25 protein-coding genes and 1 pseudogene are annotated in these 19,457 nt (G+C 50.1%); 15 read left to right on the top strand and 11 right to left on the bottom strand.

Annotation, left to right across the window (positions count from 1 at the left end):
• Window positions 1-42: 42 nt before the first annotated feature.
• The gene (locus ACVKSX_RS10005; RefSeq protein WP_031594322.1) at window positions 43-843 is read left to right on the top strand and encodes an SDR family oxidoreductase; all 801 of its coding nucleotides are present in this window, start codon (window positions 43-45) and stop codon (window positions 841-843) included.
• Window positions 844-1,023: 180 nt separating this feature from the next.
• On the opposite strand, the gene ACVKSX_RS10010 is transcribed toward ACVKSX_RS10005, so the two are convergent.
• The gene (locus ACVKSX_RS10010; RefSeq protein WP_111534341.1) at window positions 1,024-1,572 is read right to left on the bottom strand and encodes a TetR/AcrR family transcriptional regulator; all 549 of its coding nucleotides are present in this window, start codon (window positions 1,570-1,572) and stop codon (window positions 1,024-1,026) included.
• A gap of 127 nt (window positions 1,573-1,699) precedes the next feature.
• Here ACVKSX_RS10010 and ACVKSX_RS10015 point away from each other — a divergent pair, with 127 nt between their 5' ends.
• The 4 genes from ACVKSX_RS10015 to ACVKSX_RS10030 all read left to right on the top strand — a co-directional run bounded on the left by ACVKSX_RS10015 (window position 1,700) and on the right by ACVKSX_RS10030 (window position 5,508).
• A complete protein-coding gene (locus tag ACVKSX_RS10015; protein ID WP_307382015.1) occupies window positions 1,700-2,788 on the top strand; it encodes an alkene reductase in 1,089 nt (362 codons plus the stop codon).
• 75 nt (window positions 2,789-2,863) lie between these two features.
• Window positions 2,864-3,646: an SDR family NAD(P)-dependent oxidoreductase gene (locus ACVKSX_RS10020; protein WP_307382011.1), complete on the top strand. Its 783-nt coding sequence runs from the start codon at window positions 2,864-2,866 to the stop codon at window positions 3,644-3,646.
• A gap of 201 nt (window positions 3,647-3,847) precedes the next feature.
• Entirely contained in the window at window positions 3,848-4,870 is a 1,023-nt protein-coding gene (locus ACVKSX_RS10025; RefSeq protein ID WP_354438726.1) for an NADP-dependent oxidoreductase, read from the top strand.
• A gap of 161 nt (window positions 4,871-5,031) precedes the next feature.
• Window positions 5,032-5,508, top strand: coding sequence for a glutathione peroxidase (locus ACVKSX_RS10030; protein ID WP_010259108.1), 477 nt, complete (start codon window positions 5,032-5,034; stop codon window positions 5,506-5,508).
• A gap of 116 nt (window positions 5,509-5,624) precedes the next feature.
• Here ACVKSX_RS10030 and ACVKSX_RS10035 read toward each other — a convergent pair whose 3' ends face one another.
• Together ACVKSX_RS10035 and ACVKSX_RS10040 are read right to left on the bottom strand one after the other, a co-directional pair.
• Window positions 5,625-6,812: an MFS transporter gene (locus tag ACVKSX_RS10035; protein ID WP_354438725.1), complete on the bottom strand. Its 1,188-nt coding sequence runs from the start codon at window positions 6,810-6,812 to the stop codon at window positions 5,625-5,627.
• Between the two features lie 172 nt (window positions 6,813-6,984).
• On the bottom strand, window positions 6,985-7,914 hold the full coding sequence (locus ACVKSX_RS10040) for a LysR family transcriptional regulator (protein ID WP_354438723.1): 930 nt from the start codon (window positions 7,912-7,914) through the stop codon (window positions 6,985-6,987).
• Window positions 7,915-8,041: 127 nt separating this feature from the next.
• Between ACVKSX_RS10040 and ACVKSX_RS10045 the strand changes: the two genes are divergently transcribed.
• Both ACVKSX_RS10045 and ACVKSX_RS10050 read left to right on the top strand, forming a co-directional pair.
• Window positions 8,042-8,608 carry an NADPH-dependent FMN reductase gene (locus ACVKSX_RS10045; RefSeq protein WP_031292513.1) on the top strand — a complete coding sequence of 189 codons (567 nt, stop codon included), beginning with the start codon at window positions 8,042-8,044 and terminating at the stop codon, window positions 8,606-8,608.
• Between the two features lie 43 nt (window positions 8,609-8,651).
• Window positions 8,652-9,176, top strand: a complete 525-nt coding sequence (locus ACVKSX_RS10050) for a VOC family protein (RefSeq protein ID WP_010670676.1) — start codon at window positions 8,652-8,654, stop codon at window positions 9,174-9,176.
• A gap of 255 nt (window positions 9,177-9,431) precedes the next feature.
• Here the strand turns inward: ACVKSX_RS10050 and hemH are convergent, their stop codons facing one another.
• The 3 genes and pseudogenes from hemH to ACVKSX_RS10065 form a co-directional block, all read right to left on the bottom strand.
• Complete coding sequence (gene hemH, locus ACVKSX_RS10055) at window positions 9,432-10,403, bottom strand: ferrochelatase (protein WP_354438721.1); 972 nt, start codon at window positions 10,401-10,403, stop codon at window positions 9,432-9,434.
• Between the two features lie 629 nt (window positions 10,404-11,032).
• Window positions 11,033-11,323: a Bor family protein gene (locus ACVKSX_RS10060; protein WP_010259114.1), complete on the bottom strand. Its 291-nt coding sequence runs from the start codon at window positions 11,321-11,323 to the stop codon at window positions 11,033-11,035.
• 199 nt (window positions 11,324-11,522) lie between these two features.
• A pseudogene (locus ACVKSX_RS10065) lies at window positions 11,523-11,657 on the bottom strand (molecular chaperone DnaJ); the annotation flags it as partial.
• A gap of 139 nt (window positions 11,658-11,796) precedes the next feature.
• Here ACVKSX_RS10065 and ACVKSX_RS10070 point away from each other — a divergent pair.
• On the top strand, window positions 11,797-12,255 hold the full coding sequence (locus tag ACVKSX_RS10070) for a GNAT family N-acetyltransferase (protein ID WP_071998026.1): 459 nt from the start codon (window positions 11,797-11,799) through the stop codon (window positions 12,253-12,255).
• Window positions 12,256-12,336: 81 nt separating this feature from the next.
• Here ACVKSX_RS10070 and ACVKSX_RS10075 read toward each other — a convergent pair whose 3' ends face one another.
• Window positions 12,337-12,753 (bottom strand): GNAT family N-acetyltransferase, encoded by a 417-nt coding sequence (locus ACVKSX_RS10075; RefSeq protein ID WP_033786822.1) that lies wholly within the window; start codon window positions 12,751-12,753, stop codon window positions 12,337-12,339.
• A 327-nt stretch (window positions 12,754-13,080) separates the two neighbouring features.
• Between ACVKSX_RS10075 and ACVKSX_RS10080 the strand changes: the two genes are divergently transcribed.
• Window positions 13,081-13,812 carry an aspartate/glutamate racemase family protein gene (locus tag ACVKSX_RS10080; protein ID WP_354438718.1) on the top strand — a complete coding sequence of 244 codons (732 nt, stop codon included), beginning with the start codon at window positions 13,081-13,083 and terminating at the stop codon, window positions 13,810-13,812.
• Window positions 13,813-14,052: 240 nt separating this feature from the next.
• On the opposite strand, the gene ACVKSX_RS10085 is transcribed toward ACVKSX_RS10080, so the two are convergent.
• Complete coding sequence (locus ACVKSX_RS10085; RefSeq protein ID WP_060678986.1) at window positions 14,053-14,505, bottom strand: GNAT family N-acetyltransferase; 453 nt, start codon at window positions 14,503-14,505, stop codon at window positions 14,053-14,055.
• A gap of 166 nt (window positions 14,506-14,671) precedes the next feature.
• On the opposite strand from ACVKSX_RS10085, the gene ACVKSX_RS10090 reads away from it, so the two are divergent.
• Both ACVKSX_RS10090 and ACVKSX_RS10095 read left to right on the top strand, forming a co-directional pair.
• Window positions 14,672-14,917, top strand: coding sequence for a hypothetical protein (locus ACVKSX_RS10090; RefSeq protein ID WP_152931532.1), 246 nt, complete (start codon window positions 14,672-14,674; stop codon window positions 14,915-14,917).
• A gap of 33 nt (window positions 14,918-14,950) precedes the next feature.
• Window positions 14,951-15,421: a hypothetical protein gene (locus ACVKSX_RS10095; RefSeq protein ID WP_152931531.1), complete on the top strand. Its 471-nt coding sequence runs from the start codon at window positions 14,951-14,953 to the stop codon at window positions 15,419-15,421.
• Between the two features lie 156 nt (window positions 15,422-15,577).
• On the opposite strand, the gene ACVKSX_RS10100 is transcribed toward ACVKSX_RS10095, so the two are convergent.
• The 3 genes from ACVKSX_RS10100 to ACVKSX_RS10110 form a co-directional block, all read right to left on the bottom strand.
• Window positions 15,578-15,925 carry a LysE family translocator gene (locus tag ACVKSX_RS10100; protein ID WP_254072879.1) on the bottom strand — a complete coding sequence of 116 codons (348 nt, stop codon included), beginning with the start codon at window positions 15,923-15,925 and terminating at the stop codon, window positions 15,578-15,580.
• A complete protein-coding gene (locus ACVKSX_RS10105; RefSeq protein ID WP_010259123.1) occupies window positions 15,892-16,197 on the bottom strand; it encodes a LysE family transporter in 306 nt (101 codons plus the stop codon). Before ACVKSX_RS10105 ends, ACVKSX_RS10100 begins: the two co-directional genes overlap by 34 nt.
• Window positions 16,198-16,263: 66 nt before the next feature.
• The gene (locus ACVKSX_RS10110; RefSeq protein WP_010259124.1) at window positions 16,264-16,989 is read right to left on the bottom strand and encodes a type 1 glutamine amidotransferase; all 726 of its coding nucleotides are present in this window, start codon (window positions 16,987-16,989) and stop codon (window positions 16,264-16,266) included.
• A gap of 113 nt (window positions 16,990-17,102) precedes the next feature.
• Between ACVKSX_RS10110 and ACVKSX_RS10115 the strand changes: the two genes are divergently transcribed.
• From ACVKSX_RS10115 to ACVKSX_RS10130, 4 genes are all read left to right on the top strand, one after another.
• Window positions 17,103-17,876, top strand: a complete 774-nt coding sequence (locus ACVKSX_RS10115) for an AraC family transcriptional regulator (protein ID WP_010259125.1) — start codon at window positions 17,103-17,105, stop codon at window positions 17,874-17,876.
• Between the two features lie 110 nt (window positions 17,877-17,986).
• Window positions 17,987-18,148, top strand: coding sequence for a hypothetical protein (locus tag ACVKSX_RS10120; protein WP_354438715.1), 162 nt, complete (start codon window positions 17,987-17,989; stop codon window positions 18,146-18,148).
• A 345-nt stretch (window positions 18,149-18,493) separates the two neighbouring features.
• Window positions 18,494-18,880 carry a hypothetical protein gene (locus ACVKSX_RS10125; protein ID WP_010259127.1) on the top strand — a complete coding sequence of 129 codons (387 nt, stop codon included), beginning with the start codon at window positions 18,494-18,496 and terminating at the stop codon, window positions 18,878-18,880.
• A 198-nt stretch (window positions 18,881-19,078) separates the two neighbouring features.
• A complete protein-coding gene (locus ACVKSX_RS10130; protein ID WP_249406843.1) occupies window positions 19,079-19,330 on the top strand; it encodes a hypothetical protein in 252 nt (83 codons plus the stop codon).
• The last annotated feature ends 127 nt before the right edge of the window (window positions 19,331-19,457 follow it).

Genomic DNA, 19,457 nt, shown 5'->3' on the forward strand with positions numbered 1-19,457 from the left:
CGGATTTAAGACGCTCATCATTTACAGAAATAAGGATGCCTCATGATCTTTTCTCTCAAAAATCAGGTTGCGCTGGTTACCGGTGCCAGCTCGGGTCTCGGCTATGCCTGCGCAGAAGCACTCGCTAAAGAAGGTGCCTGTGTAGTGATTAACTACCATAGCCAGGCGGAACCGGCCGAGGAGCTGGCTGAGAAAATCCGCGCCGATGGAGGCCGTGCAATTGCTGTAAAAGGAGACGTTTCTAAAGAGGCGGATGTAGAGAATCTTTTTGACCAGACGATCAGGGAATTTGGCAGGCTGGATATCCTGGTGGCGAACTCAGGACTGCAGAAAGATGCCCCGTCCATTGAGATGACGCTAGAGGACTGGAATACCGTTCTGGACGTGAACCTGACTGGCCAGTTCCTCTGCGCGCGTGCTGCGCTGCGGCAGTTCAAGCGTCAGGAGCATCGCAAGGACATCAGCAAAGCTGTCGGTAAGATTATTCATATGAGCTCGGTTCACCAGCTCATTCCCTGGGCCGGACACGTCAACTATGCCGCATCAAAAGGCGGCGTTGACTTGCTGATGAAAACGCTGGCTCAGGAAGTGGGTGAAGAACGTATTCGTGTCAATGCAGTGGCACCCGGCGCTATCGCTACCGCCATCAACGAGGAAAGCACCCAGGGTGAAGCTGGCAAAGCGCTGTTAAAGCTCATTCCTTATGGACGTATCGGTGCGGCTGAAGATGTGGCGAATGCCGTCGTCTGGCTTGCCAGTGATCTCTCTGATTACGTTCATGGCACCACGCTTTTTATCGATGGTGGAATGAGCCTTTATCCCGGATTCCGCGACAACGGCTGAGTGATGCGTCACTGTCCCAGGTGGATGGCCGACTGATCGATAGCTCGTTGATGGGAATGGTATCCGGAACGGGAAGTCCGGATTACGCTTTCCCGCCGTTCATAATAAAACGCCAGCGGGCTGGTGCGTTCAGTCCATGCCGCAACGGCTTCAGTAAGGTTGAACGGGAAGAGCATCGATTCAATCTTTACAGGCATCCGGGCTGATCAGACGCGTACGGCAGACCTCCAGAATTTCATCAGCAAGCCTGGAATTATCCGGGCAGGCACGCGAAAGCATCAGGGCACCCACAAGATGCGCGAGCGTATTGATCAGATCCGCACGCGTGACCTGTTCCGTTTCTAAAAGGGCAAGCTGTCGTTCAATTCCGGCCGCAAAGGTCTCGCGGATGGATTCAGACTGGCGCGCTGCATCGGTGCCCAGGGCCGACATGACACACCCCTTTGCCATATCATCGCGATGCTGGCGGGAAAGGTAATATTCAACGAACTTTTCCCGACTCACACCCTGAGTTTTTTCCGCCGATTGCGCGAAGCCGCAGTTCATCGCTTCGGCTAACAAATCGGCTTTCGACCCAAAGTGCTTATAGAACCCGCCATGCGTTAACCCTGCGGCTGACATCAGTTCAGCGACGCCTACCCCATCGTAACCCCGCTCACGAAAAAGTTCTGACGCCGTTTCAACGATTCGGTTCCTGTTTTCGCGAACCTGCTCTTTTGACACTTTCATCTTTTCCTCCTGAAACTGAGCTTAAGTATACATTGATGATGATCATAATCAAACCAGTTGACTTTAATGATTACGATCATCATCATTAAATCAGTTTACTGACCCGCTAATCCGCAAAGGAATAACCATGACAAATCAATCCTTATTTCAGCCCTATGAACTGGGATCTGTCACGCTTGCGAATCGCATCGTGATGGCCCCGCTGACACGTAACCGGGCAGGCGCAGGCCTGGTGCCAGGTGAACTGGCAGCGACTTACTACGCTCAGCGTGCCACAGCAGGGTTACTGATTACCGAAGCTACGCAGATTTCAGCAGAGGCGCAGGGCTATCAGGATACGCCGGGGATCTACACGCAGGCCCAGATTGAGGGCTGGCGTAAAGTCACAGACGCGGTACATGACAAAGGCGGACGGATATTTGTGCAGTTGTGGCACACAGGTCGAATTTCACATGTCGATTTACAGCCAGAAGGTGCCGCACCAGGCGCGCCGTCAGCTATCCGTGCTGAAACCAAAACCTTCGTGAACAACCATTTTGTTGATGTTTCAGAACCCAGAGCGCTTGAGCTGAAGGAAATAAAAGGCATTGTTGCCGATTTCAGAAAGGCATCAGCCAATGCGATTACCGCAGGTTTTGATGGTGTAGAGATACACGGTGCGAATGGCTATCTGCTTGAGCAGTTCCTGAAAGATGGTGCTAATCAGCGCACCGATGAATATGGCGGTTCAGTTGAGAATCGTGCGCGTGTGCTATTAGAGGTCGTGGAGGCCGTGAAAGATGAGATCGGCGCAGCGCGGACGGGCGTTCGCATCTCACCGGTCTCACCTGCTAATGCGATTTCATGCAGCGATCCGCAGCCACAATATGACTACCTGGCAGAGCAACTTGATGCTTCAGGTATCGTTTATCTGCATGTTGTTGAAGGCGCGACGGGAGGTCCCCGTGATGTCTCACCGTTCGATTACGCTTCGCTGCGTCGCCGCTTTAAAAACACCTACATCGGTAACAATGGCTATGACCTGGCGCTGGCGTCTGACCATCTTGCACAGGACAAAGCCGATTTGTTCGCATTCGGTCGCCCCTTCATTTCTAACCCCGATTTTGTCGAAAGACTTAAGTCGGGAGCGCCTCTGGCCCCGCTTAATCCTGAAACACTGTATGGCGGAGGTGCGGAGGGCTACACCGACTATCCATCGCTTAGCGGTAACAGTTAATCACTCTTCAGGTATCACGGTTAACCCTATATCGCTAACGGCGATTTTTATCAAACAAATTAAGAAGATAAAACTATGACTCGTACTTCAGTCCTCATTACAGGCGCATCAACGGGTATTGGTGCTGTTTACGCTGAGCGCTTTGCACGTCGTGGACATGACCTGGTTCTGGTTGCTCGCGACAAATTGAAATTAGAGGCGCTTGCTGAACGGCTGCGTCAGGAAAATCATATTTCCGTCGATGTGCTGCCTGCCGACCTCATGCTGGCGAGTGATTTAGCTGCTGTTGAAGCACGCCTCCGGGAAGACACGCGGATAGGCACTCTTATCAATAACGCAGGTATCGCTCAATCCGGCACGTTTACCGAGCAGACGCCTGATTCCATTGAACGCCTTATCGCGCTTAACGTCACTGCCCTGACGAGACTGGCCACTGCTGCAGCACGCCGGTTCGCAGAAGCCGGAGAAGGTTCGATCGTCAATATCAGTTCCGTAGTCGGACTCGCCCCGGAATTTGCAATGACGGTTTACGGCGCAACAAAAGCCTTTGTTCTTTTCCTCTCTCAGGGAATGAACGTTGAGCTCTCTTCAAAAGGCATTTATATCCAGGCGGTGCTCCCTGCAGGTACGTACACCGAAATCTGGGATCGTGCCGGTATCGACATCAGTAACGCCTCAAAAATGATGGAAGTGGGCGAACTGGTTGACGCCGCTCTGGCGGGTTTTGACCGCCGCGAGCACGTGACGATTCCGCCATTACATAAAGCTGAGCGCTGGGATATCCTTGATGCCTCCCGTCAGGGCCTGCTCTCGGACATCCGACAGGAAGAGGCCGCAGAGCGATACAAAACCCTTTAGCCAAGCCCTGCTCAGCAGAACCTTTTACGGGTTCTGCTAAGCGGTAAATCGACCATGAATGTCTTAATGGCGGCATGAGCATATTAACCGGCAAAACCTTATTCCATTATTGATTACGTTGCTTCCCGGAGCCGCTTTTTTGCTCAGCAACAGAGGCACCTGAAAGTACGTCAGTGCTAAACATCAGAGGATAAACACCAAATGAAAACCAGGACGATGCGAGCCTTTACGTTTAAACGCTACGGGAAGTCACCTGAGCTGGGATTTGAAAATGTAGATTACCCTTCCCCCGGTGCCGATGAAATCCTGGTAAAAGTCTATGCCGTTGGTCTGAATCCCATTGATAACATTATCCCCGGCGGAATTTTCAAACCGATTCTGCATTTTAAACTTCCGGCGACGCTGGGCAGTGATTTGTCAGGCGTGTTGATTGCAACAGGAAGTCGGGTGACACGTTTCAAGCCGGGCGATGAAGTCTTCGCCAGCATTTTCGACAGGGGTACAGGTTCACTCGCCGATTTTGCATGCGTTCCTGAACGTCTCGCGGCTATTAAGCCTGAAAATCTGGATTTCATTGAGGCTGCTTCGTTGCCGATGGTTAGCCTCACCGCCTGGCAGGCGTTTACAGAGAGAGCACATCTGCGACCAGGCCAAAAAGTGTTTATTCCGGCAGGTTCGGGAGGGATTGGCACTATTGCGATTCAGCTGGCAAAGCATCTTGGCGCCCGGGTAGCGACGACGACCAGTTCAGCCAACGTAGAGTGGGTGAGTCGGCTGGGCGCAGAAGAAGTGGTCGACTATAAAAAGCAGGAATTTGAAACCGTGCTGAGTGGCTACGATCTCGTACTCGGCACGCTGCGGGGGGATTCCATTGAAAAATCCATGCAGATTCTTAAACCTGGTGGAAAGATTGTTTCGCTGGTCGGTCCATTAGACGTTAATTTCGCGCGAGCCCGGCAGCTGAATATCTTGCTGCGGATGATTTTTGCCCTGATGAGTCGCAAAATTATGCGCCTTTCAAAAAAGCGCGGTCTGGATTATTCATTTCACTTTATGCGTCCTGATGGCGATCAACTCACCCAAATCGGCAAACTTATAGAAGCAGAACACATCAAACCGGTAATCGACAGGGTGTTCCCATTTGCAGACACAAAAGATGCCCTGGCTTACCTTGAACAGGGACATGCAAAGGGTAAAGTCGTGGTTGAAATTCATCAGGAATAACAACCAGACCTGACGTGGGAAATAGTCATTAACTCAGGCGTTAGCGCCTGAAGCCAGGATGCCTGACCTGCTAACTAAGCATCTGCTTTCCAGACCCCGCTCTCGTTATGCACTCTGTGGTAATGTTAACGTCACACGGTTTTTGCTCTGAGGATTGCGACATGTCTCCCTTTTATCAACTCACTGCCACCAGTCTGAATGGCCAGCTTATCCCGATGACCGACTACGCTGACAAGGTGGTTCTGGTGGTTAATACCGCCAGCCATTGTGGATTCACGCCACAATACGCAGGTCTTGAATCGCTCTATAAAAAGTACGCCGCGCAGGGGCTGGTGGTGCTGGGTTTTCCCTGCAACCAGTTCGGAAAGCAGGAACCCGGCGGTGCCGAAGAAATCGCGCAGACATGCCACATCAACTATGGTGTGAGTTTTCCGATGTTCGGGAAAGTTGAGGTCAATGGCACCTCAACGCACCCGATTTTCCGTTACCTGAAAGATGAATTACCCGGCGTGCTGGGTGGTCGTATTAAGTGGAACTTCACTAAGTTCCTGATCGGGCGCGACGGCAAACCGATCAAACGCTTTGCCCCGACTACCACCCCGGAGAAAATGGAATCCGCCATTCTTGCTGCTCTTTAAGTGAGGTGTTTTACCATCTCACTGTCAATGACGGGATTACCAGTAAACTGTTTCTTTCCGCTCCATCTGGCAGCGCCTGTAACTCATCGACGTCTGTTCAGGGCCAGAAGCGGACGTTACTCACTGTGAGAAGCAGAACGCATAGCAGCGCTATGCCCGGTTTTGTCAGTCAGTCCGGATATAACTGCCAGAATCAGCGCTATAACCGAGAGTATCGCGCCTGCCCAGTCAGGCGACTGAAGACCAAAGCCGGCCGCTATAACTGCCCCTCCCAGCCATGCACCCAGGGCATTACCGAGATTGAAGAGACCTATGTTAACGGCTGCAGCCAGCGTCGGAGCCCCTGCCGTCCGCGCTTTGTCCATCACCAGTTTCTGGATGGGGGACACGGTCGCAAACCCAAACGCAGCCATCAGAAAAATACAGACCGCTGACATGACCTGGCTGTGGGCAGTAAAGTTAAATACCAGCAGGACTTCGGCCTGAGCGGCCAGGGTGACGTAAAGCATCGGCATCAGCGCGCGATCGGCATATCTGCCGCCCAGCTGGTTACCGACAAATAGCCCCAGACCGAACAGCAGCATCAGCCATGCCAGGCTGCTTTCGCTGTATCCGGCCAGCCCGATCATCATGGGTGCGATATAGGTAATGGAGGTAAAAAAAGCACCCGGCCCAAAGACCGTTATGCCCATCGCCAGCAGAACATTGACGTTGCGGAAGGCATTAAACTCGTGTGCGAAATTATGGTTCTCCGGACGGGGCTGATGCGGGATAAGCATACCGACGCTGATAACCGTAACAACTCCAATTGCGGCAATAACCATAAAAGCATCCCGCCAGGAAAGATGCTGCCCGATCCAGGTACCGACGGGAACACCAATAAGATTTGCTACGGTCAGTCCCATGAACATGAATGCAATCGCCCTTACCCGCTTAGACGGCGCAACCATATCGGCAGCAATGATCGAACCAATACCAAAGAAGGCGCCGTGAGTCAGAGACGTGATGATCCTGCCCAGAATGGCAATGCCCAGCGTGGGCGCAAAGGCCGTAACGAGGTTACCCGCCACAAACAGCAGCATCAGGAAAACCAGCATGGCTTTTCGGGGCACTTTTGAGCCCAGAATAATCAGGGCCGGCGCGCCGACAAAAACACCCAGCGCATAAGCCGTTGCCAGATTTCCGGCCACGGGAATAGTAACGTTGAAATCAGCGGCAATAACGGGAAGCAGGCCGGCAATGATGAATTCAGTCGTACCGATACCGAATGCACCAATCGCCAGCGCCCAGAGAGCAAGTGGCATAACAAATATCCTGTCAGTTAACCTATTTTTTTGTCTGAGCTGCGCATAACACGTGCCGGCTTTCGTTTAAAAAACCGGCACATGACACGGTGATGGCAGCAGGACAGACAGGATATAAGCTTGCTTAGAGTTGATAAACAGCCCTGAAATCGCCTGAGTGGTGACAAAAATTCTACCTAAGCGTGCCAAAGTATCCTTTTTCGGCCTTACTCAGCAGTTCATCGACAATAAGCCTGACCCTGGGGATCAGATGCCTTGTCCGGGGCCAGACAACGTTCAGCCCGACGGGTACGGGCATATGATCGGGCATAACAGCAACAAGCCTGCCCTCATCAATATGGCTGTTCACCATCGATTCAGGAAACTGGGCAATACCTGCTCCTGCCAGGCAGGCCTGAAGCATGGCGTCTCCGTCGCTTATCTGGTGTGCCGAGGCCGAGATAAACTTTATTTCCCGCTCCCCGGCTGGTCGCAGTCGCCAGGCAAGCGGTGCCCCCCGCCGGTACCCCATAATGCAGCAGTGTTTTTTTAGCGCATCGACATCAAAGGGCTGACCGTGCCGCTCAACATAAGCGGGAGATGCGCAGAGCATGAGGCGCTGCCGGCTCAGACGACGCGCAATCAGCTCATCGGTGCTCTGCAGTTCGCCCAGGCGCAGTACCAGGTCAACGCCCTCCTCAACCGGATCAATCAGACGGTCGTTAAAGGTCAACACCAGACGCAGGGCTGGATAACGATTCATCACTTCAAGCAGCACCGGCATCATCAGATTGCGTCCGAATGATGCTGGCATGTCTATACGCACCGTTCCGGCAGGATTGTCCTGCCGCCGGCTGAGCGTATTTTCAGCCGAGTCCAGAATTTCCAGCGCAGAGAGGCAACTGGTGAGATAGGCCTCTCCGTCACTGGTCAGGCTTAGCTTACGGGTTGAGCGGTGAAACAGCCGCGTTCCCAGCCTCTCCTCAAGCCGCGCCACGCTTTTTCCGACGGCAGATTTTGTAATGCCCAATTGCTCCGCAGCTTCAGTAAAGCTGCTGGACCTGGCCGTTGTGACAAAAGTCGTGATTCCTCGCAAGGATTCGGCTGTAAACCCGGTAGACATAAAGTTGACTCTCTGGCGACTCATAGCGTGTTTATCGATGTGTAATTCTATACCAGGCTTAAGTCAGTTCGAAAACAAAGTGCCGGCATCTGTCGGCGTATCCATATAAAAAACACGGGGAGCAGTCATGTCACAGACAAGACCTTTGAAATTTGTCTCACTGCTGGGCAGTCTTCGCGCGGATTCTTTTAACGCCGTCGTAGCCCGCAATCTTAGCCTGCTGGCGCCGGCAGGCGTGGATGTCAGTGCGCTCAGCTCTGTCGGGGAAATACCACATTACGACGCTGACCTGCAGGCTCAGGGGTTTCCTGAATCGGTTGTGGAAATGGGACAAGCGATAGCGGCAGCAGACGGCCTGATTATTGTCACACCTGAATATAACTATTCTGTGCCGGGTGCCCTGAAAAATGCGCTGGACTGGCTTTCACGTCTTCCGGATACCCCTGTCGCCGGTAAGCCCGTCGCCATAATTACTGCGTCACCCGGTGCCATAGGTGGCGCAAGGGCGCAGTATCACCTGCGTCAGATTCTGGTCTTTCTCGACGGCAGAGTGCTTAACAAGCCAGAGGTCATGATTGGACAGGCCTCATCCCGGCTTGATCCGAAATCCGGCCGCATAACGGATGCGGACACCCGTGACCATATTTCGGCTCAGCTTAGTGCGCTCGCGACAATGGCGGCCCGCCAGGGCTGATTAATAACATTACTCACATCTGAACAACCACAGGGAGAAAACTATGTCTACCAACGTTATTCGCGGTATGGACCACGTCGGCATTACCGTTTCTGATATTGATGAGGCTACCCGCTTCTTTTCTGACGCCTTTGGTGCAGAAGTTATTTATGACTCCGTCTCGCCTTCAGACGATGACGTAAAAGGCGAAGAAACGGAAAATATTCTGAACCTGTTCCCGGGAACGAAAATTACCACGGTCAGAATGATGAAGCTGAAGCACGGCCCGGGACTGGAACTTTTTGAAATGAAGGGGCCAGAGCAAAGTCAGCCCGTGCGACCCAGCGATTATGGCCTGCAGCATTTTGCTGTTTACGTTGATGACATCAACGAGGCTATCAGCCTGTTCGAGCAGGCTGGCGGGAAAATGTTTACTTCTCCTCAGCCCCTGATGTTTCCAACTGAGGTGGGAGAGAATAACTTTTTCTGTTACGGCCGCACGCCGTGGGGTAGCGTCATTGAACTAATTTCTTTACCTTCAAAGCTGCCGTATGAAGACCATACCTCTCTGCGCCGCTGGAAGCCCTGAGTGTAACCGGGTGCGCCAGCGCAGGCGTACCCGTAAATACTAAACGTCCGCTCCTCGCTCATAGCTAACTTGCCCACGAATAATCTCCGACTCATACCCTCGTACAAGACAGTTGCTTGCAGCTGGAGTAGCGGGTTTCCAGGCGGCCCCTATAACGCCGCCCCGGCACGTATCACATACATGTCCGGGAGGGCCCACTTCTGCTTTCACTATGAATGTTGACACCTGCAACATCCGCTCACAAGAGTGTGAAAATCATCCCTGAAACCGATTAAGGTTCACAAGTTGTCGCAGCATCTCGATATGAATCGGTTTATCATTAAGCGCCGGTATGTAAGTAAACGATGTACCACCCGCATGCATAAAAATCTCCCTGTTCTGCTCATCAAGCTCCTCAAGCGTTTCTAAACAGTCTGATGCAAACCCCGGGCTGATTACCTGCAGGCTTTTTATTCCTTCATTCGGTAGATTTTTAATTGTCTCATCAGTAAAAGGCGTTAACCATGGCTCTCTGCCGAATCTTGACTGGAACGTCATCAATATTTTCAGTGACGGCATATTGATTGCTTCAATGAGTAATTTTGTCGTTAACTCACATCTTTCCTGGTATCGGTCCCCCTCTTTGACAAACCTTACCGGTATACCATGATATGAAATTAACAATGCATCTGGAACGCCGTTAGCTTCGAAAGATGCCTGAACGGATGCTCTTAACGCTTCAATGTAGGCAGGGTGATCGGCATAGTCATTGATGAAATTTATGGAGGGTGTATACCGGTTCTTCATTATCTGCAGGTGACGGCTCACGCTATCCCAAACAGAAGAAACGGTCGAAGATGAAAACTGGGGATACAAAGGAATAACGATAATTTTGTCGACGCCTTTTTCCAATAGCCTGTCAATTGCACCACCTATACTCGGCTCGCCATAACTCATCCCCAGCTCGACGGACATACCTGTCACTTCTTCAAGCGCACGGGCTTGCCTGACGCTGTAAACCATGAGAGGGGAGCCTTCCTCCATCCAAATCGAAGAATATAATTTCGCCACTCGCCTTGCACGTAATGGGATAATCACGCCATGTAGAATGGGGCACCAAATGATTCTTGGTAAGTCGACCACTCTGTAGTCATGCAGAAATTTAGATAAAAATTTCTTTACTGCAACAGGCGTTGGTTCTTTTGGTGTTCCAAGGTTAACAATCAAAACACCCTGTTTATTCGTCATCAGGTGGGATCCTCAAGGCCATTGTCACTAACTCACTCATGCCAGTCACTCCGTAGCAGCTTGTCTTAAAGGCCTCAATTTGACCTCATTTTGTAGAAATAATTGAAATGCAGATTGACTGTTTCACGGCTTATGATGCTATGAGTCTGATTGCAGCCATCGTTTTTACTCAATGATCATGATTTTAGGACAAATCATCAGTGAAAACATTACTTTCTCTATCGTCAGATTTAACCGGTGCGGGGCTACGCGACGTCATTATTGAAGTCGGCGTGTGGAGGAGTTAGCTGGAGGAGGTGAGAAAACCGCATCTGGATGCCCGCGCAGATGCATGCCTTAGGCTTGATCTTTTTATGCGTATAAGTGATGAAGGCGACTGACCTGCTCCCTGTTAATCCTTACAGCACGCTTTTTGCAATGTCTGTTACTCGCTCAAAGCGGACTGACACGCATCAACAGCTTACCACTGCTTTTACCAGGCTGGACGACGTTGCCTGAACTCGTTTCGGATATCGTCGTCAGCAGGCGAGCCGCGCAGCGGTGCGAGAGCAGAATTTAATAGTTACAATATACTAATGCGATTTAATAACAGGCGCAGGATTAGGCCGGCGAACCGGCCTGAGGCATTATCAGATGGCGCAATAAACGCGCGCTTCACGTGGCGTGTAGATACCAAACGTCACCACGCTCAGTAAGCCATTAACAAACGTCTGCTGCACTTCAACCCGGTTAACTTTTTCCTGGCCGCCGCACACCTGCGCCGCATCAATGCTCTTACGCTGACCGATACCTGAAACAAAGAACGGCTGGCTGGTGGTTTTCGTCGCCGCGCCAACTTGATTCTGTTTCATTACGAAAGTCTGCTGCGCACAGCCGGTTAAACTCAGAGCCAACAACGCCGCAACACAAAGCTTGTTCATAAATATCCTTATCGCCTGAAATGAAAAAAATGCTGAGTGAAATCATCACTCAACCAGCAATCAGGTTATCGACAACGAAAGCGGAAACATGAGAAAAATTTTTAAGTACCCCCTAACGGATACGTTTTGCTGAATAGTACAGCAATAAAAAAAGCCCCTGCACAGCAGGAGCTTTTTATGTTTACCGCAGCGTTTCCGCTTAGCGAGTCAAATCGTCGAAGAACTTTTTGACGCCATTGAGAAAGCTTTTTGAATGCGGACTATTCTTCTCGCCCGCCGCACCACCAAAGCTCTATTCCGGCTTACGCAGCAGCGACTTATGCTTCTCGCTCATAGTGGACCCTGGCCTGCCGTCAGTCCGCTTTGCGCCAGGAGCGGATGTTTCACATGCACTCCTATGTAAAATACTGAAGGCCGTCATAGATGGAACATTATGTTAGATTCAGTAGTTAAAACTGAATCCAGGATAGCGAATGTTTAGCATTTCAGAAGTAGATAAAAGTGATTCTGACCTACTGTGGCTGGTAAGCGAACTCGATGCCTTTCAGAACGCACTATATCCTGCAGAAAGTAATCACTGCCTGGATCTTTCAACAGTTACTGATGAGCAGCTCCGGTGCATTATCGTACGTGATGAAGGTGGCTTACCTGCAGGTTGTGGTGCTTTGCTATTTCATGAAAATGGCTCAGCTGAGATTAAGCGGGTTTATATTCGACCGGAATATCGGCGTAGGAAGCTCGGAGAACAGATAGTCAGCGCAATCGAGACGATTGCTTCAGAAAAGAATTTGAGCCTATTGCAGCTTGAAACAGGGATTCACCAGCAAGCGGCTATAGCACTTTATCGTAGATGCGGTTATGAGATATGCAATTCATTCCCACCTTATGCAACAGATCCGTTGAGTGTTTTTATGTGCAAAAAACTTCCTTAACTTCATGTTTTTATGTTGCTAAAGGGTGTAGATGCAAAGTTATAATGTCCGCACCACCACCTATGAACAGGCTATCTGGTTTTATCGGAGAGGCTTTTTCATTGAAGGTGATGTGTGAGCCACAAAGCCATTCCGTTCATAAAACGGTATCGCCTGCTGTCGGGCATCAAGGAACACGAAGTTCATATCCCTGCTTTCTGATTCAGTGGTGGCAAAATCCAGCAATTTTTTCCCTATCCCTGTGCTTCTTAAAGCCTCATCTACGATCAAATCATCAATATGGAGATGTGATCCTCTGGCCAGAGTATGAACGGGACGGAAACCCATCAAGCCAAGCATTTTTTCATTGCCAAATGCGCCAACAAGTTCATAACCGTTCAACGTCTGAATTCTGACGCTTTCGATAAATTTTTCTTTGGAAATGTTCCGTAGCTGTGAAATCAGACTGTAAGCATGATCCCATTCTAGCGGCAGTAACTTTCTGATTGAAATGTTCATAGTGCCTTCATTTCCATATAGGTTTCTGATTTTATAAGCTTATGAGCAATGATCCGCAACAGTGAAGTTATGTTTAACGTATTAGAACATTCAGTTGCCATAAGTGAAACGTCTGCTCCTCGCTCATAGCGGACCTTCCGGAGCGTAGGTCCGCTTTGTGCCTGAAGCCTGCTCTCTCCGCATCATGATATGTTGATCAATTGCGGCAGTTCACCTGCACCTTTCTGAGTGACCTCCCGCATGTTCATTCCGTTCGTCAGTAATTTTGCAGGCAACTTAGCTATAATTTGTTAAGCGGAAAGAAGATCTTAAAAGGAGGCACTGACAATGACTGTTTCTATAGGTGTGCTTGCAGGAATGGGACCCCGCTCCACAGCCCCCTTCGTTGATATGCTGGTGACAGAGTGTCACATCGGGTACGGAGCGAAATATGATATGGATTTTCCTAAAATGCATATTATCTCGTTGCCGACACCTTTCTGGCCTGGCAAGAAAGTTGATGATAATGCGATGATCGCAACCCTGCAGCAGGGTATTGCCGAACTCGTCAGGGCCAAAGTGAGTCTGATAGCTGTTCCCTGTAATCTTGCGCACTGCTACTTTGCCGAAATGAAGGCGGTGAGCTTCGCTATTCCACTTCTGCATATCGCAGACAGTGCACTTGAGTCACTGCCTGCAGAAGCAACCAGGATTGCTGTACTGGCTACGGAACCTACACTGGAAGCGAGTTTTTATCAGGAGCGGATAGAAGCTTCTGGCAAAGAGATTATTGATTCACCTCTGCTTCGTGAGATGACCACATCGCTAATTGGACGGGTTAAAAAGAAAGGTTTTCATGACTCTGGTGTACAGTCAGAGTGGATGAATTTAATGTCTGTAGTGGCAATTCTTAAGGTAAAGGCTCTCCTTATTGCCTGTACAGATCTTAGTCCCCTGATAACTGAAAACACTTTCAGCTTTGTCATCGTAGATACGGCAGCAAGCCTTTCCAGTGCGACCATTAAAAACTACAGAAGTCTGTCCGGGAAAATTACAGGCGGCACCCATAATACCGGCTAACCTGATGTCCGCTCTTCGCTCAAAGCTGCCAGTCAGTTCCTTTGATTTCCTGAAGAAGTTTAAGCAGCCGTTCTGCATGCCTGGTCAGAAACGCAGTGTGTCCAGAGCGGCGCGGATTTACCTGTAATTGCTCTGATTTGCCTGAAAGTGGTTTGGTTATGTCAGTGCTGTATCCCGGCAGGCGTTCCTGAAAAGCGGTTCACTGGACAGGATATGCGGCCTATCCAGGACGTGACTATATCAACGCACTGGGTCTCTGAGACAGAGATGGTGCGTGACTTTTTCTATGCCAGTCAAAGCAACAAAGCCAGCTCGTTCATAGAATGTGAATGCCGATGGAGGAGCGTTTGTGTTGATAAAATCAAACCAGTGGCCAGAATTCTTAAGTGTCTCTCTGAGCAGAGCGCTGCCAACCTGCCTTTTTCTCCATCCTGAGTCTACATAGAGATGTCGCAGACGTCCGATGCCAGTTTTTAGTGTAAACGGGTCGATGTTGAGTCCACACACGCCAATGATTAATCCATCTACAGAAGCCCCAATTAGTTTTTCTCCGGGTCTGTCAAAGCGGTTATGTCCGCTAAGCCAGTTGTCTTCCAGTCGGTGTAACATGTTAAACCCTTCAGCCATGCTCTGCGATCTTAACTCAGTAAATCCTGGGCTGTCCGGGGTGACGCTTGTGAGTTGGATATTCATGATTCTTCCAGTGATTTCAATCTGCATAGTCAGGACAGAATTATGATTGTGTCCAGTATGACAATGGCACTCTCATACTTCCTACTGCCATCAATGCTCGCTTTGTGCCAAAAGCGGACAAAAATTATTGGGAGGTTATGGACGCTGGTTCAGCCGGCGCATTGAGATGAACATCACACTGAGGGCCAAAGCATTGTATCTGCTGGCAGGCAGGCTTACCGCTGAGGCAATTGTGATAAACGTGCATGTTATGCAGTCTGACATTAAAGACGGTATCCATATGGATACCGTAATCGGCATTGTCATGCACCTCCAGATCGCTCATATAAACGTTGATCAGGTGCGAACCCCGAATGCCGTGCCCGCGTGGGCTGGCATAATAACCTCCGCTGTTTTTTCCGGTCTGGATTAGACGAACATCTGCGACGCGGCGAAGGTAGATATTGTGAAAATAGTCATTCTCAGTGTTGCCATTGTTATGCAACTTCAGATCCGTCGCCGTGACATGACTGGCGCCTTTGATATGGATCCCATCGCTGCTGTTCTCCACTTCAACGTTCTGAAGAGTAATATCATTACAGCCGGTTTTTTCACCGGCGGTCGGGTCTCCTCTGCAGTTAAAAAAGAGACCAATCTGATTACTCCTCAAATCCTGACTGTCAGACCGTTGGTCAATGGTGCCGACCAGTTTCACATCCTTTATCGTGACGTGGCTGGCGGCAGTGGTATAGAGCAGCGGCGCATTAATGGTGCTCCTCACCGCAGGACTCCAGGTGATAACTGTCCCCGGCCCCGTGCCTTGAAGTGCCACATTGCTGCTCAGCAACAGGCTGCTGTCCTGAAACCAGGTACCTTTACCGAGCAGTACCGTGCCGCCACCGGCGACCTGCTTAATGCATTCAGACAGTTTTTGTGAAGATGAACACGCCACCGTGCCAGCAGCAACTGCAGCGGGGAGGTAACATGCCAGCATGAAACCAGCGATAAAACTGACATTGCGTAAAAGGGCTTTCAAAGTAATTTTGCTCACAGTTAACTTAAGAACAGAGAGAGAGGTCAACACTGACAGAGATCATCTCAGAAGGAGCCGGATCCCCAGATACCCCATCACCAGCCCACTCGCTTTATCCAGCCGGGATTTGTATTTCATATAGGTGAGACGTGGCTTTTCAGCCGATAACAGCCATGCCACCAGGCCATACCAGACTGCATCAATGAAGAACGCCATACCGGGCAACAAAAGATAAAGATAGGGCGAGATATGCTGACTGAGCAGCGCAGCAAAAATACTGCCAAATACAATTGCTGTATTCGGATTACTGAGCTGAGTCGCCATACCGGTAAGAAACGCGCGGCCCGGACGGTGTGCGTTTTCGCCTCCCAGGCTCAGATCCAGGCTGTTGCCCGTTCTGAAAAGCATGCACAGCCAAGCCAGAGAAGGTAAACCCCACCGGCGGTTTTAAGCGCGGCATACAGCCAGGGAACCAGCTCCAGCAGAGAGTGCAGCCCGGCCAGCGCAATGACTGAGAAAATCATGCATCCCACGCCCATGCCTGCGGCGGCGGACAGCGCACTGAGGCGAGATGAGACTACGGCAGTACGTACTATCATGATGAAGCTTGGCCCGGGACTCATGGCGCCTACCAGGATAGCGCCGGCTATCGTCAGAAGGGCGGCTGGCGATTCAGTCATAGTGTTACCTGCACTGTTAGTTTCAGAATTGCCTCTTTTGAGCAGGATAATCTGCGCAAAAGACGATCATTGATGGCTCTGGTTGTAACGCCCGGCCAGTTTGTCCAGGAATGTGAACAGAGCCTGGTTCATCTCCCGGTAATCATGTGCACGCAGTTGTGCAGGCGTATGGACAAAGCGGTATTCACCCGCCCGGCCCAGATCCTTCTCGGAGTGGGCAATAAGCAGTTCGACTACTTCCGGTGTCAGCTCCATGTGGCACTGGAAACCGAACACCAGATCGCTGTAGGCGACGATCTGACGCGGGCACCCTTCACTGTGGGCGATGACCGTGGCGTCAGGCGTCAGCCCAGGCATATCGTTATGCCAGTGACCGACCTCAAGCGTGTGTCCGAAATGTGAAAACAGCTCATGCTGTTGCCCTGCCTGCGTCAGAGAGACAGGAAACTTGCCGATCTCTTTTTCCGGGCTGTGTGCAAAAGAAGCACCGAGCGCCTCACCAATGAGCTGGGAACCCAGGCAGATGCCAATAACGGCTTTACCTGCGCGCACAGCGGATGCGATGACCGCCTGCTCAGCCTTTGCATCAAAATGCGGGCACTCTTCAGGGGTGGTTGCCGGGTCCTGTGGACCGCCCATAACAATCAAAAAATCGATGTCATCCACGCTGGACGGTAGAGCCTCACCTTCATAAACTCGTGAATAGGTGACGTGATTACCTTTGCCTATGGCCCAGGACTCATAAGCGCCGGGAGCCTCAAAACTTTCATGGATGATGAAATGCACGTGCATTTAAATATGCTCCTGTAATGCTTATGTTAACCTTAATTTTTCAAGTTTCACCCTGTCGGGATGTTATGAATCGGGTGAGTCCAACTAAGATAACTGCAGGAACTAAATTTGAAATGCCAGGTAGCATAGATAAAGCGCCAAGACATGATGAAGCGACGGGATGGTCTAGCACCGCCATCAGCTATCAACGCGGAGAGACCGATCCTCCTCATCATCATATTGAAGGACAGCTATTATTTGCTACCAGGGGCGTTATGTTGGTCGAAACAGAGGGCAATCGTTGGGTGATCCCCCCTCAGCGGGCATTATGGCTACCGCCTCTGCAGATTCACAGCTACAATCTGCTATCCCACACCGACTTACGGGCCATTTATTTCAGTAGCAGTCTTATTGAAGAATGCCTGAATTTTACTAAGAGTCGTCAGGTGCATGTGATTACAGCCACCGCACTGGTGAAAGAGCTGATAGCCGGGCTTTTCAATGCCGACTACACTGGACCGAGCCAGCGTAAAATGGCGCTGTTAATTTTAGAAATTCTCAGTGAGGCAAAGCCTTTGACCGCGGAGCTACCTATGCCGCATGATGAGCGCTTAAACAGGGCAACCAAAGAGTTACTGGTCAGTCACCGCTGGGAAGCGTCTCTAAGCGATCTGGCCCATATTGCCAATATGTCTGAACGCACCTTCTCGCGAATGTTTATTAAGGATACGGGCTTCAGCTTCAGAACCTGGAAGCAAAGAGCAAGAATTTGTGCGTCATTAGATCTCCTCGCCAATGGCATCTCAATTAAGCAGGTCTCCTACCAACTGGGCTTCTCATGTCCGGCTGCATTTACCGCTGCATTTCGTTCCATTCTGGAATTAACACCACGCAATTTTCTTCTTTAGCACATGGCCAATGTCCGCTTTTCGCTCAAAGCAGCCAGTCGATGCGCTAACATCACGTTTTCAATCAGTCACCGTTTACTGCGCTGGCGAACGTGTGCGTAACCCCCGCGATGTCTGTTCCTCTGGGCTTCCTTTCTTCCCATAATCTGCCGATTGGCATGCAGTTCTGTGCAGGATTTAATCAGGAGAACTTATTGCTGGCACAGGCGGGTCAGCTTGAAAGCGCCTATCCGTGGCAGACAAGAAAACCAGCGGTGTGGGCTGGTCGCTAAAGACCCTTTCAGAAGCATCGCCTGATGCTTTTTTCCAGGACGTGTAAGCGATGACCTCCTCTCTGCTATTTTTTGTCTCAAAAATAGCGGGGAGAGGCGACCGGCTCATAAAGTCACCTGGAAAACTTTAGCTCACTGCTCACGGTTGACATGACCCTCCGTAACAGGCATACCACTTTGTCAGTTTTGCCGTTAGCGAACAGGTGAACAACCGGGAACTTACGCTATCAAACGATCTGATGTTGTGAGTATTTGCGCTCGTCGTCAGAAGCGGAATAATATCGATATCGGTGGTTTTAATCTGCTGAAGTAACAACTCAGGGCTGAAATAGAAGGAGGATTAATATGCAATCAGTTCGCCTCATGGGTGACGGATACGAACCTCATGTGACACAGGAGGAAGGTAAACTGACCTACTCATTGCCTGTCGATTCTGGTTTTATCAGCTATGAATTTGCCTTTGAGATCAGCCGGCACGATCTGGATATTCTGCTTTCCGATGATTACAGACGTGCCGTGCTCGAAATTACTGCGCATACCTTGCTCCAGCGTTCGACGCTAAAAGGCTATGACCACTTCACCCAGAAAGACTTCGATAAACTGGTCACAAATACCCTTCACTCCACACCCGATTTCCTGCAAACATTCATTTCTCAGATAAGCCATGAACATCACATTGTTATTGAGCATTACGTGAAAGAAATCATGGACCGGCGTTCTGCCTCACAATGAATACAATGAGTACTAAAGAACACATTTAAACTTTTTGAAGTGAAAGCGACTGTCCCTTCAGGTGGGATATAAAGTGCAAAACAGTGTCCTGCGATAGCTCTACACCTGAACATTCAGATAAAAGAGAGGTTTTACAGAGTGAGTTGTGAGTTCTGTCAGGATCTATGTGTTAAATACATTATACGGGAACCTCGTCAGTTGAGCCTGGCAATACGTATTGCACAGAACGCAGTTAAAGAAGAGATCATTTCCGAAGTTTCAACCATCAATAACTGGAATCAGTACACCTTTTCTGAATGTGCTGAACAGATGATTTGGGGCGATATCGTTGATTACCATTTTGCATGTAATCATTGCGGAACCTCGTTCGTGCTGGGAGCTGAAACCTATCATGGCAGTGGGGGTTACTGGTCTCCCGAAAGTGAAAAACCAACAGAAATAATAAACTGACGCAATGAATTGCCGTAAGCGGAGTTCCGCGAAGTCACTCAGGCCAGTTCATCACAGACGTTTGAATGAATTCAGTAGCCTGTCTCGCACATAGATGTTGGTCATCAGCTACAGACTTCTTTTTGAG

It is taken from the genome of Pantoea sp. PvP021 (assembly GCF_054056055.1).

Coding starts and splice junctions, on each gene's coding strand:
- ACVKSX_RS10080 (WP_354438718.1), top strand. CDS start 13,081: ATGACTGTTTCTATAGGTGTGCTTGCAGGAATGGGACCCCGCTCCACA.
- ACVKSX_RS10115 (WP_010259125.1), top strand. CDS start 17,103: ATGCCAGGTAGCATAGATAAAGCGCCAAGACATGATGAAGCGACGGGA.
- hemH (WP_354438721.1), bottom strand. CDS start 10,403: ATGACGAATAAACAGGGTGTTTTGATTGTTAACCTTGGAACACCAAAA.
- ACVKSX_RS10005 (WP_031594322.1), top strand. CDS start 43: ATGATCTTTTCTCTCAAAAATCAGGTTGCGCTGGTTACCGGTGCCAGC.
- ACVKSX_RS10085 (WP_060678986.1), bottom strand. CDS start 14,505: ATGAATATCCAACTCACAAGCGTCACCCCGGACAGCCCAGGATTTACT.
- ACVKSX_RS10120 (WP_354438715.1), top strand. CDS start 17,987: ATGTCTGTTCCTCTGGGCTTCCTTTCTTCCCATAATCTGCCGATTGGC.
- ACVKSX_RS10020 (WP_307382011.1), top strand. CDS start 2,864: ATGACTCGTACTTCAGTCCTCATTACAGGCGCATCAACGGGTATTGGT.
- ACVKSX_RS10050 (WP_010670676.1), top strand. CDS start 8,652: ATGTCTACCAACGTTATTCGCGGTATGGACCACGTCGGCATTACCGTT.
- ACVKSX_RS10110 (WP_010259124.1), bottom strand. CDS start 16,989: ATGCACGTGCATTTCATCATCCATGAAAGTTTTGAGGCTCCCGGCGCT.
- ACVKSX_RS10040 (WP_354438723.1), bottom strand. CDS start 7,914: ATGTCTACCGGGTTTACAGCCGAATCCTTGCGAGGAATCACGACTTTT.
- ACVKSX_RS10030 (WP_010259108.1), top strand. CDS start 5,032: ATGTCTCCCTTTTATCAACTCACTGCCACCAGTCTGAATGGCCAGCTT.
- ACVKSX_RS10070 (WP_071998026.1), top strand. CDS start 11,797: ATGTTTAGCATTTCAGAAGTAGATAAAAGTGATTCTGACCTACTGTGG.
- ACVKSX_RS10010 (WP_111534341.1), bottom strand. CDS start 1,572: ATGAAAGTGTCAAAAGAGCAGGTTCGCGAAAACAGGAACCGAATCGTT.
- ACVKSX_RS10015 (WP_307382015.1), top strand. CDS start 1,700: ATGACAAATCAATCCTTATTTCAGCCCTATGAACTGGGATCTGTCACG.
- ACVKSX_RS10075 (WP_033786822.1), bottom strand. CDS start 12,753: ATGAACATTTCAATCAGAAAGTTACTGCCGCTAGAATGGGATCATGCT.
- ACVKSX_RS10060 (WP_010259114.1), bottom strand. CDS start 11,323: ATGAACAAGCTTTGTGTTGCGGCGTTGTTGGCTCTGAGTTTAACCGGC.
- ACVKSX_RS10125 (WP_010259127.1), top strand. CDS start 18,494: ATGCAATCAGTTCGCCTCATGGGTGACGGATACGAACCTCATGTGACA.
- ACVKSX_RS10105 (WP_010259123.1), bottom strand. CDS start 16,197: ATGACTGAATCGCCAGCCGCCCTTCTGACGATAGCCGGCGCTATCCTG.
- ACVKSX_RS10045 (WP_031292513.1), top strand. CDS start 8,042: ATGTCACAGACAAGACCTTTGAAATTTGTCTCACTGCTGGGCAGTCTT.
- ACVKSX_RS10025 (WP_354438726.1), top strand. CDS start 3,848: ATGAAAACCAGGACGATGCGAGCCTTTACGTTTAAACGCTACGGGAAG.
- ACVKSX_RS10100 (WP_254072879.1), bottom strand. CDS start 15,925: ATGCTTTTCAGAACGGGCAACAGCCTGGATCTGAGCCTGGGAGGCGAA.
- ACVKSX_RS10090 (WP_152931532.1), top strand. CDS start 14,672: ATGAACATCACACTGAGGGCCAAAGCATTGTATCTGCTGGCAGGCAGG.
- ACVKSX_RS10035 (WP_354438725.1), bottom strand. CDS start 6,812: ATGCCACTTGCTCTCTGGGCGCTGGCGATTGGTGCATTCGGTATCGGT.